The 11,227-nt window shown below is 61.0% G+C and carries 10 protein-coding genes; 3 read left to right on the top strand and 7 right to left on the bottom strand.

Annotation, left to right across the window (positions count from 1 at the left end; translation table 11 throughout):
• On the top strand, nt 1-356 hold a 356-nt coding region (locus GHN92_RS07520; protein WP_153379799.1), incomplete at its 5' end, for a DUF3482 domain-containing protein.
• 111 nt (nt 357-467) lie between these two features.
• On the opposite strand, the gene GHN92_RS07515 is transcribed toward GHN92_RS07520, so the two are convergent.
• The 7 genes from GHN92_RS07515 to GHN92_RS07485 all read right to left on the bottom strand — a co-directional run bounded on the left by GHN92_RS07515 (nt 468) and on the right by GHN92_RS07485 (nt 9,526).
• Nucleotides 468-1,025 carry a phosphonate degradation HD-domain oxygenase gene (locus tag GHN92_RS07515; RefSeq protein WP_153379797.1) on the bottom strand — a complete coding sequence of 186 codons (558 nt, stop codon included), beginning with the start codon at nt 1,023-1,025 and terminating at the stop codon, nt 468-470.
• Nucleotides 1,025-2,152 carry a TIGR03364 family FAD-dependent oxidoreductase gene (locus GHN92_RS07510; protein ID WP_153379795.1) on the bottom strand — a complete coding sequence of 376 codons (1,128 nt, stop codon included), beginning with the start codon at nt 2,150-2,152 and terminating at the stop codon, nt 1,025-1,027. The genes GHN92_RS07515 and GHN92_RS07510 overlap by 1 nt, the downstream gene beginning before the upstream one ends.
• Nucleotides 2,153-2,291: 139 nt before the next feature.
• Nucleotides 2,292-3,314 (bottom strand): putative 2-aminoethylphosphonate ABC transporter substrate-binding protein, encoded by a 1,023-nt coding sequence (locus GHN92_RS07505; RefSeq protein WP_094999977.1) that lies wholly within the window; start codon nt 3,312-3,314, stop codon nt 2,292-2,294.
• Between the two features lie 38 nt (nt 3,315-3,352).
• Nucleotides 3,353-5,077 (bottom strand): putative 2-aminoethylphosphonate ABC transporter permease subunit, encoded by a 1,725-nt coding sequence (locus GHN92_RS07500; RefSeq protein ID WP_095017840.1) that lies wholly within the window; start codon nt 5,075-5,077, stop codon nt 3,353-3,355.
• A gap of 1 nt (nt 5,078) precedes the next feature.
• A complete protein-coding gene (locus GHN92_RS07495; protein ID WP_095017841.1) occupies nt 5,079-6,155 on the bottom strand; it encodes a putative 2-aminoethylphosphonate ABC transporter ATP-binding protein in 1,077 nt (358 codons plus the stop codon).
• A 217-nt stretch (nt 6,156-6,372) separates the two neighbouring features.
• Nucleotides 6,373-7,236, bottom strand: coding sequence for a LysR family transcriptional regulator (locus GHN92_RS07490; protein WP_095017842.1), 864 nt, complete (start codon nt 7,234-7,236; stop codon nt 6,373-6,375).
• 16 nt (nt 7,237-7,252) lie between these two features.
• Nucleotides 7,253-9,526 carry a heavy metal translocating P-type ATPase gene (locus GHN92_RS07485; RefSeq protein ID WP_153379793.1) on the bottom strand — a complete coding sequence of 758 codons (2,274 nt, stop codon included), beginning with the start codon at nt 9,524-9,526 and terminating at the stop codon, nt 7,253-7,255.
• A gap of 86 nt (nt 9,527-9,612) precedes the next feature.
• Here GHN92_RS07485 and cadR point away from each other — a divergent pair, with 86 nt between their 5' ends.
• Nucleotides 9,613-10,062, top strand: a complete 450-nt coding sequence (cadR, locus tag GHN92_RS07480; RefSeq protein ID WP_094999775.1) for a Cd(II)/Pb(II)-responsive transcriptional regulator — start codon at nt 9,613-9,615, stop codon at nt 10,060-10,062.
• Nucleotides 10,063-10,167: 105 nt separating this feature from the next.
• The gene (locus GHN92_RS07475) at nt 10,168-11,208 is read left to right on the top strand and encodes a DUF5924 family protein (protein ID WP_094999774.1); all 1,041 of its coding nucleotides are present in this window, start codon (nt 10,168-10,170) and stop codon (nt 11,206-11,208) included.
• The last annotated feature ends 19 nt before the right edge of the window (nt 11,209-11,227 follow it).

Raw genomic sequence — 11,227 nt, 5'->3', positions numbered from 1 at the left:
CGGCGGCGCTGGCCGGGGCCATTGCCGGCGGTGCGCTGCAAACCGCGCGCAGCTACGGCAGCCGCTTGCTGGGCAAGTTCAAGGGCCAGCGCGAGTTGACCGTGGACGACAGCGTGTTACGCCTGCTGGCGTTGCGCCAACGGCAATTGCTGCACGCTCTCAATGCTCGCGGGCATGCGGCGGTGGACAGCATCAAGGTCGCCACCCCGCAGGACAAGACCTGGCGCGAAGGCAAACTGCCCGAAGCCCTGAACAAGGCGCGGGCGCACCCGCAATGGTCGTCGCTCAACCCGCATCCGAAGTTGAGCCAGGCTGAGCGTCAGGAGCAGATTGAGTTGTTGGCCGGGCAGATCTAGATGTCGCCCCCCCTGTGGGAGCGGGCTTGCTCGCGATTGGATTGCTGCGGTAAAGCTGATGTACCGCGGCGTACGCATCGCGAGCAAGCCCGCTCCCACAATGATCAGTGATCATGCATTCAGCAGGCGCAGGGCTTTGTCCTTCAGCATGTGCAGGTCGATCAGCGGCACATGCCTCTCTTTGGCCTGTTCATCCCACACCCGCATGCGCAGGCTCAACCCGCACAACGGGTCCTGCTCGAAGGCATCCGCCTCGGCCTCGCTCATCACCCCGCCCTGATAACCCAGGGTGCGAATGCTCGCCTCACTCAACAAATCGAAATACCCCGGCTGACGCAAGGTCAGGTAACGCTTGGCCTGTACATGGTATTCCACCAGTTTGGCCAGCCGCTCGCTAAACCCGGCACGGCGCAGATAATCGGCGCCCACCCGCTCATGGCTGACTACACCGTATCCATCCATGTTCTTCGCATCATTGACGCAAAAGTGCCCGATATCGTGAAAGAACGCGGCCAACACCACTTCATCGTCATAACCTTCATCCAGCGCAAGCTGCGCGGCCTGGGACATATGCTCGATCTGTGACACCGGCTCGCCGATGTAATCATCGGTACCGTATTGCCGGTACAAGCCAAATACCTCTTCAACCACTTGCTGTGCGTGTGTCATCACATCTCCTCCAGCATCCGGGCGATATTGCCCTCGGCCATTGCCGGGCCCACGCTCATGCCCACGCCGGTGTGCATCAGCGCCGCATTCAAGCCGGGCGCCACCTGCAGCCAGGTAAATGGCCTGGCCCCTTTGGCACCATAGACGCCCTGCCAGCGCTCGACCACCTGCACTTCACAGCCCAGTGTGTCTTCGCACAGTTGCAGCATCCAGTTATCCACCTGTTCGCCGTTGAAGGGTGAGGGATCCTCACTGTAATCATGAGAATCGCCGACGATCAAATCACCATAAGGCGTCGGGCTGATCAGCAGGTGAATGCCGTGCTGCTCCAGATGCGGGCTGTCACGCAGGATTTCGGCCTGCACTGGCGCCGCTTCGGGCAAGTCGGCAAAAGCGCCGTAATGCACACAGCTCAGGCCGGTCAGCAGGGCGTGTTGCAGCCTCAAGTTGACCTTGGGCCGCACGCGCAGCATTTGCAGGCGACAGATCTTCGGGTTGAGCCGGGCCAGTGGCTCGGCCAGCAGGGTCAGGTAATCGTGCCCCGAGCACACAATCACCTGCGAACCCTTGAAACTCCCCGCCGTGGTATGGACCTGACCGGGTTCGACCTCGCGCACCAGGGTCGAAAAATGAAATTCGACGCCCAGCTCACACTGCAAATAGTTGATAAGGGCCGGAATGGCTTCGCGTGAATACACCTGCTGGTCGTCAAGGCCATGCAAAGCGGCGCGATGATGGCTGAACTGGCCACCGTACAGCGCATCCATTTCTGCACCGCGCAATAATTCGGCGCGGTAGCCGAACTCGCGTGCACGACCTTGGCAGAACGCCTCAAGCAAGTGCTCTTCGGCTTCGGTGCGGGCGAACAGGTACGAGCCGTTGCGCTTGAGATCAAAGCCTGCGCGCTGCGCCCAGACTGCCCAAATGTCGCGGCTGGCACGGGCCAGATCGAGCATCACGCCCGGTGGTTGGCCGGTGACCAGCGCCTGGCCGAAATTGCGCACCGAGGCGCCCAGTGGCGTGGCGGTGCGCTCGAAGACGCGTACCTTGAGACCGCGTCTTGCAGCGGCGTAGGCGTGGGACAAGCCCAGAATGCCGGCGCCGACGATAAGGATTGGTTGAGTCATCACGATGTCCTGAAGGGCAACTTCACTTCCCTTGTGGGAGCGGGCTTGCTCGCGATACAAGCGCCGCGGTGCGGCTGTCCAACCGCAGCGATCCAATCGCGGGCAAGCCCGCTCCCACAGGTCTTTTGTGGCTACAAAACTACTGCGCCGCTTTCTCGGACTTGCCGTCATAGCGTTTGCGCCACTCGGCCAGGATGCTGTCGCGGTTCTGTGAGGCCCAGGCGAAGTCGTTCTTGATCAGGCGCTGCTCGTAGTCGGCTGGCAGCTCGGTCTGTGGCTTGGCGATGCCGGGCTGGGCGAGTACCGCGAAGTTCTCTTTATAAAGCTCCATCGCCGCGGGGCTTGCGGAGAAGTCAGCCAGCTTTTTTGCTGCCTCTTCGTGCGGCGTCCCCTTGATTACAGCCGTCGCTTCGATTTCCCAACCCAGGCCTTCTTTAGGCAACACGATATCCAGCGGTGCCCCCTGACGCTTGAGCTGTACGGCCGGGTATTCAAAGGAGATACCGATCGGGAATTCCCCCGCAGCTGCCAGCTTGCAAGGCTTGGAACCTGAATGAACGTACTGGCCGATGTTCTGGTGCAGGTCGTCCATAAATTGCCAGCCCTGTTTCTCGCCGAAGGTCTGCAGCCAGGCGCTCACATCCAGAAAGCCGGTGCCGGACGAGGCCGGGTTGGGCATCACGATTTTGCCCTTGTATTCAGGCTTGGTCAGGTCCTGCCAGCTCACCGGCTTGCTCAGGCCCTGTTTTTCCGCCTCGATGGTGTTGAAGCAAATGGTCGCGGCCCACACGTCCATGCCCACCCAGGCCGGCGGGTTGGCTGCATCGCGGTAGTTGCCGCCGATCTTGGCCAGGTCCCTGGGGGCGTAGCTTTGCAGCATGCCCTGCTGGTCGAGGATCGCCAGGCTGGATGCCGCCAGGCCCCACACCGCATCTGCTTGCGGACGGGCTTTTTCCGCCAGCAGCTTGGCGGTGATGATGCCCGTGGAATCGCGCACCCACTTGATCTCAATGTCCGGGTTGGCCTTTTCAAAGGCCTGCTTGTAGGTCTTGAGCTGTTCGGCTTCCAGGGCCGTGTACACGGTCAGTTCAGTTTTGGCAGCGAACGCATTGAAGCTAAAAGCAGTGAGGACAGCAGCGGCAAGAGCAAGAGGCTTGAACATGGTGCGGTTCCTTTTGGGGTGTAGGGGCAGGGTTGTTGTTATTGCGCGGGCGCACCCTGGCGCCAGGCCTGGGAGCGGCGCAGCAAACCGCGCGAAGCCCATGCCAGCAGCAAGGACATACCCGCCGAAGTGAACAGGATCAGGGTCGACATCGCCGCCGCGCCGCCAACGTTGCCGGCGTCGTCCATGTTCAGCACCGCCACCGCCGCGAGGATGGTGTCGGGGCTGTAAAGGAAGATCGCCGCCGACACGGTGGTCATCGCCGAGACAAACAGGTAGCGCATGATGTCCAGCAGTGCGGGTAGACAGATAGGCACGGTGACGCGCCAGTAATGGCGATAGAGCGGCGCCTTGAGCGACAGTGCGGCGGCTTCGAATTCGCCGTCGAGCTGGCGCAGGGCCGTGGTCGCAGTCATTTGTGCAGTGGTCAAATAATGCGCAATGGTGCAGGCCACCAGCAGGGTCATGGTGCCGTAGAGCACATGCAGCGGGTTGCCCGGCAGGTTGAAAAAGAACACGTAGCCCAGTCCCAGCACCAGCCCCGGCACGGCCATCGGCACAAAGCTGAGCATGCGCAGGGCCAGGTTGAGGCCTTTCTGGCTTCTGGTTTTCTCCATCAGATAGGCGCCGGTGAAGATCACCAGACTGCCAATCACCGCCGTACACAGCGCCATCGTTACACTGTTGCGATAGGCCAGCCAGCCGCCGCCTGCGGTGTCGTTGAACTGGTAGTGGTTGAGCGATAGCGACAGGTTATATGGCCAGAACTTGACCAGCGACGAGTACACCGCCATCCCGAAGACCAGCAGCAGGGTGGCGCAAATCAGCAGCACAATGGCCAGATAACAGCGGTCACGGCCCTTCGACGGCACGGGTTTGAACACTTGGGCGCGGCCACTCATCGAATCGCCATGCTGGCGGCGCAGCCAGGCATCAACGCCGAAACTGAACAATGCAGGCAACAGCAGGACCATGCCGATCAAGGCGCCGCGACCGAATTGCTGCTGGCCGACCACGGCCTTGTAGGCTTCAAGCGCCAGCACCTGATAGTCGCCACCCACCACCACGGGCACACCGAAGTCGGTGATGGTCAGGGTGAAGACCAGGCAGAACGCGGCAAACACGGCCTGTTTGGTGCCCGGCCAGGTAATGCTGCGAAAGGCCTTGAAAGGCCCGGCCCCCATGCTCGATGCAGCGTCAAACAAACGTGCATCGGCCAGAGACAAAGCCGACAGCAAAATCATCAAGGCGTGCGGGAAGGTGTAGATGGCCTCACCGAGAACGATGCCCCAGAAGCCGTAGATATTGTCGCTAACCAGCCCACGTAACATGCCCTGGTTACCAAACAGATACACCAGCGCGATGCCCGGCAGCATTGAAGGTGCCATCAGTGGCAGCAACGACAACCCGCGCCAGATGCGTTTGCCGGGGATCATGGTCCTTTGCAGGGCGTAGGCAAACAGATACGCCAGCGGTACGACGATGGCCGCCACGCTGAGGGAAACCTTAAGGCTATTACCCAGCAGCCAGTGAAAGTTGGCGCTGGTGACCAGTTCTCGCGCCGCGACCCAGCCGCCGCCCTGGCCGTCTTCGGCACTGAAGCCGCGCCAGAAGATTGCCAGCAACGGCATCAGCACCGCCACGCTCAACAACAGCAGTAACAGCAGCTTGCCGCCGACCACGAAGATACGGTCACCGAGTTCCGCTCTGCTGGCTTGGCGGGACATTTTGCCGGGCAATGGCAGGGCCATTTCAGCGGCCATGTCAGGCAAACACCTGCAGGCTGCCGGGTGGCAGGGCGACAAAAATATCCGGTGTGCCGAGGCGCGGCAGGTCCTGACTGCCGACTTCGGCCGTCAGGGCATGACCCGGCAGGTGGTTGAGTTCGAAGCTCATGCGGCAGCGATTGCCAAGAAAGGTAATTTCCCGAACCCGGGCCGGGAACAGGTTTTCCTGATGCAGCACCGGATTGACGCTGATGGCTTCGGGACGGCAGAACAAACGCCCCGAGGCGGCGCGGCCAGCGTCATCTGCCAGGCGCATGTTCATGCCGCCGACCTGAGCGTGGGTGGCACTGTTGCGCAAAAACGGTAGCCAGTTGCCCTGCCCCACAAATTCGGCGACAAACGGCGTGGCCGGCTTGTCGTAGATTTCTTGCGGGGTGGCGTACTGCTCGACCTTGCCGTTGTTCATCACAGCAATACGGTCGGCCATCAGCATGGCTTCGTCCTGATTGTGGGTGACCATCAGCGTGGTGATGCCCAGGCTGCGCTGCAATTGGCGCAGTTCGGTACATAAATGCTCACGGACGCGGGCATCCAGGGCCGACATTGGCTCGTCGAGTAATAGCAGAGACGGCGATGGCGCCAGGGCACGGGCCAGGGCGACCCGCTGCTGCTGGCCACCGGAAAGCTGACCCGGGAATTTCTTTTCGCTGCCGGTCAGGCCCACCAGCTCCAGCATGTCGCCGACGCGCTTGCGCACCACCTCACGATTGCTGCCAGCCAGGCCGTAGGCAATGTTGGCCTCAACAGTCAGATTTGGGAACAAAGCATAGGACTGAAACAGAATCCCGTAATCACGGGCCTGCGGCGCCAGCTCGGAGACATCGCGATCACCCAGGTACAGTGCGCCCTTGTCCTGATGCTCCAGGCCTGCGATACAACGCAACAGCGTGGTCTTGCCGCAACCGGACGGGCCGAGCAGACACACCAGCTCGCCTGCAGCCACCTCCAGCGAGACGTTATCCAGCGCGGTAAAGGCGCCAAAGCGCTTGCTCACATTGCGCACCTTCATCGGCACGCCGGGCTGGGTAAAAGCGGTTGTGTTCGAGCTGTTCATGGATGCACCTCATCAAGCAGATAAGGGCCATCCTAGAGATGCAATGCGTACAAGATGTGGCAGCAAGGCCAAAGCAGCCGATAGTGGTATTGGTGGATTTGGGTATGGGTGCAGGGTCATTGTGGGAGCGGGCTTGCTCGCGATGGCCTTACCGCGTTTTGCCTGACACACCGCATCGTCTGCATCGCGAGCAAGCCCGCTCCCACAGTGGTTGTGGTCAGGCCGGGGCCATTTCCTGCGCCAGCCCCAGAAACGCGGCCGGCAAACGCGCGGCTTTTCGCTCTTTGAGGCAGTACAGGTACTCATGGATCACTGGCGCATTCTCAAGGGTCAGTACCCGTAACTGCGGGTCATGAGGTACTTCCTGGCGAGCGATGATGCTGATGCCGATATTGCGCAGCACCGCTTCGCGGATCGACTCCCGGCTGCCAATTTCCAGCAGCGGACCAAAACTCACCCCGGCATTGGCCAGCAGGTCTTCGGTCAACTGGCGCGTGGTCGAACCTTGCTCACGCATCAACAAGCAATGCCCGGCCAGCGCACTGAGCGGTACATGCTCTAGCTTGGCCAATGGGTGATTGCGATGCACCGCCAGCACCAGCGGATCGGCACCCAGGACGCGGCGGATCAGGCGCGGGTCTTCCACCAGTTGTGAGGAAGCCGCGATATCGACCCGGTATTCGTCCAGTGCCTCCAGCACCTGCTGGGAGTTGCCGATATCCACCGCCACCTCGATCTGCGGCAAGCGTTCGCGAAAGGCTTTGACCAGATCCAGGATGTAATACGGCGCGGTCGCGGCAATGCGCAGCATGCCGGTGCCCTGGCCGCTGTTGCGCAAAAAGAATTCGATATCGGCTTCTTGCTGCAGCAACGCCTTGACCATCGGCAGCAGGCGTACGCCGTCATCGCTGAGGGTCAGGCGCCGGCCGCCACGGTAAAACAGCTCTACACCGTACTGGCTTTCGAGGTTGCGGATTTGCGTGGTCACAGTCGGCTGGCTCAGCCCGAGCTTTTTGGCGGCCTGAGTAATGCTGCCCAGTTGGGCCACCCGGTAAAACGCTTTCAGCTCGGCACTCAGCACAACAGCCCCTCTTGATCTATTTGCGCAACAGGCGCAAACCGTTGAACACCACCAACAGGCTGACGCCCATGTCGGCAAACACGGCCATCCACATGGTGGCCAAACCGAGGAAGGTTACCGCAAGAAAGATCGCCTTGATGACCAATGCCAAGGCAATGTTCTGTTTCAGGATGCTGGAGGTCTGCCGTGACAGGCGAATAAAAGCCGGTATCTTGCGCAGATCGTCGTCCATCAGGGCAACATCGGCGGTCTCGATCGCGGTATCCGTACCTGCCGCGGCCATGGCAAAACCGATCTCGGCACGGGCCAGGGCCGGAGCGTCATTAATGCCGTCGCCCACCATGCCTACATGATGGCCCTTGGCATACAGCGCTTCGATCGCCTTGAGCTTGTCTTCCGGGAGCAGGTTGCCCTGGGCTTCGTCGATACCGACCTGGGCGGCAATGGCGTTGGCCGTGTGAGGATTATCGCCGGTCAGCATCAGGGTCTTGATGCCCAACTCATGCAACTCGCGGATCGCTTCACGACTGGTTTGCTTGACTGTGTCTGCCACGGCGAACAGCGCCAGCGGGCCTGCGCTGTCGCACAGCAAGATCACGGTTTTGCCCTGTTCTTCCAGCGCAAACAGCTCGGTCTCGAGTTCAGGAGAGCACAGGCCCAATTCTTCAACCAGGCGGTGATTGCCCAGGTGGTAGAGCTTGCCGTCGATTTCGCCACGCACTCCGCGCCCCGCCAGCGCGGTGAAGTTATCCACAGCACTCAAAGGCAGATTCTTATCCACAGCAGCATTAGCCACAGCCAGCGACACCGGATGATCGGAACGGCTTGCAAGGCTGGCGGCCAACAGCACCGCGCTGTCAGTGACCAGCGGATCAAGGGGCAGGTAATCGGTTTGCACCGGTTTGCCGTGGGTGATGGTGCCGGTCTTGTCCAGGGCCAGGAAGTCGAGCTTGTGGCCGCTTTCCAGGTACACCCCGCCCTTGACCAAAATCCCCTTGCGGGCCGCAGCCGCCAGGCCGCTGACGATGGTTACCGGCGTCGAAATCACCAGCGCACAAGGGCACGCCACCACCAGTAACACCAGCGCACGGTAGATCCAGTCAAACCATACGCCGCCCATAAACAACGGCGGGATCACCGCCACTGCCAGGGCAAAGGCAAACACCAGCGGGGTATAGATTTTCGCGAAGCTGTCGACGAAACGCTGGGTCGGTGCCCGGGCGCCCTGGGCCTGCTCTACAGCGTGAATGATCCGCGCCAGGGTCGAGTTGTTGGCCGCTGCCGTCACCCGGTATTCCAGGGCGCCGGACTGGTTGATGGTGCCCGCGAAGACTTTGTCGCCCAGCGCTTTCTCGATGGGCAGGCTTTCACCGGTGATCGGCGCCTGATCGACTGTGGAGTTGCCCGCTACCACTTCACCGTCCAGGCCGATACGCTCGCCCGGCCGTACCCTGACCAGGCTGCCCAGGGCGATGTCTTTGACCTCAAGCTCAATCCAGCTGCCATCCGCCTGCTGCACGGTGGCCTTGTCCGGCGCCATTTGCATCAGGCCACTGATGGCATTGCGCGCACGATCGAGGGATTTGGCTTCGATCAGTTCGGCCACGGTAAACAGGAACATCACCATCGCCGCTTCCGGCCATTGGCCGATCAACACGGCCCCCGTCACGGCGATGCTCATCAGTGCATTGATGTTCAGGTTGAGGTTTTTCAGGGCGATCCAGCCCTTTTTATAGGTGGTCAGGCCGCCGCTGAGGATCGACACCAGCGCCACCAGCGCAATCACCCAGGTGGGTGCAGCATCGGTAAAGTGCAGCACTTCAGCCGCCAACGCGCCCGCACCGGCCACGGCCAGAGGCCACCAGTGTTTTTTCGCAGGCAGTGCAGGCGGGGCCGCATCCGCACCGGAATCGATGGGCTCGGCGTGCATGCCGAGGGATTTGATTGCGTCGACAATCGGCCCGACGGACGGCAGGTCGTGGGTCACGCCCAATACCCGGTTGATGAGGTTGAATTCCAGTTGCTGCACACCCGCCAGCTTGCCCAGCTTGTTCTGGATCAGGGTCTGCTCGGTGGGGCAGTCCATCGCTTCAATGCGAAAGCTGCTCAGGCGCGCGCCCGCAGTGGCCGCGGCGGCCAGCTTGACGACGCTCGGCCCCGCTGCGCCAGGGCAGCAGCTATGGGCGTGAGCGTGCGTGTCGCCATGCCCATGTTCGTGATCGTGATCGTGATCGTGATCGTGATCGTGATCGTGATCATGCTTGTTCGGTGCGTGAATGGAATCGCTCATCAGATTGCGTCCGGGAAAGGTGCCTGTTGCCAAGTAAAGACCCTGTAGCCACTATAGGGTCAAGCATCCTTTTGGAGATCTGCTTGATGAAAATTGGCGAACTGGCGAAATTGACCGACTGTCAGGTCGAAACCATCCGTTATTACGAACGCGAAGGGCTGCTGCCAGAGCCTGCGCGCAGTGAAGGCAACTACCGTTTGTACACCCAGGCCCATGTTGAGCGGCTGACGTTTATCCGCAATTGCCGCAGCCTGGACATGACCCTGGAAGAAATCCGCAGCCTGCTCAACCTGCGTGACAGCCCCCAGGACCAGTGCGAAAGCGTGAATGCGCTGATCGACGAACATATTCATCACGTCAAGGCGCGGGTCGACAGTTTGCTGGCCCTGCAGGCGCAATTGCTCGACCTGCGGCAAAAGTGTGGCGAGGGGCCTGACGGGGAGCATTGCGGGATTTTGCAGCAGCTGGAAGTCAGCGGCTCGGTCAGCCCGCCGGAAGGCGAGCCCAGCCATGTGGGCAGAAGCCACGGGCATTGATTGCAGGGCGCCGATGCAGGCCTTGGCCCTTCAATCGTGCCGGACGCGGAGCGCCTAAAACGCTATTCTGTCCAGGTTTTCCCCTTACAGAATGTGAACTGCCAAATGCCAGACTGGAACCACTACCTACAGCGCATCCTTGAGTTGATGAAGCGCTATCCAGGGCTGATCGCGGCGTTTGGCTTTTGCTCGGGGGTGGGCAGTTTCATTCTGGTGGACCGCCAGCAAGGCATGGCCCGCTGGATTGCGGTGATCCTGCTGGTGAGCTGGGTCTGGTTGATGCTGGAAAACACCTTCACCCGGCTGTTCAGCCGGGTGTTCAAGCGCGAAATACCTGAACCGCTGCTGCGCTATGCCACCCAGATGATCCACCAGGAAAGTTTTTTTTTCGTCCTGCCATTTTTCTTTATCACCACCACTTGGAACAGTGGCCAACTGGTCTTTACCGGACTTCTGGGCGTGTGCGCACTGATCGCCATCACTGACCCGCTGTATTACAAATGGCTGGCCCCCCGGCGCTGGCTGTTTCTGGCCCTGCACACCCTGGCCCTGTTCGCGGCCATGCTGACGGCGTTGCCGATCATCCTCAACCTCACCACCTCCGAGAGCTACAAACTGGCGCTGGGCACCGCCGTGCTGCTGTCCATTCCCAGCCTGGCCGTGAGCCTGCCGCTGAAAACCTGGCGTGGCTGGCTGGTATTGCCCTTGATAGTCCTGGCCCTGGGCGGCACCGGCTGGCTGCTGCGATCCTGGGTGCCACCGGCTACGCTGTGGATGACCGAAGTGGCCGTCACCACCCAGTTGCAGGACCGCACGCCGGGCGAGAGCATCAAGCACATCAGCGTCAGCGAGCTGCGCAGTCGTGGCCTGTACGCCTATACCTCGATCAATGCGCCCCGGGGTTTGAATGAGCGGATTTACCATGTGTGGCAACTCAACGGCCAGGAGGTCGACCGCATCGCCCTGGATATTCATGGCGGGCGCAAAGAGGGTTATCGCGCCTGGACCCACAAGCAGAATTTCCCGCCGGACCCGGTGGGTCGCTGGCAAGTCCGGGTGTTGACCGAGGATGGGCAACTGATCGGCGTTTTGCGCTTCAGGGTTAACCTGGATCAATCTGCGCCTGCGGTTGTTAAGGCAAACTGAAGCACTTTTGCCGGATTGT

Source organism: Pseudomonas sp. FSL R10-2964, from assembly GCF_009600035.1.
GTDB lineage: Bacteria > Pseudomonadota > Gammaproteobacteria > Pseudomonadales > Pseudomonadaceae > Aquipseudomonas > Aquipseudomonas bubulae.
Note: the sequence above shows the minus strand (reverse complement) of the source record. Positions and strands in the feature narration are given on the sequence as shown.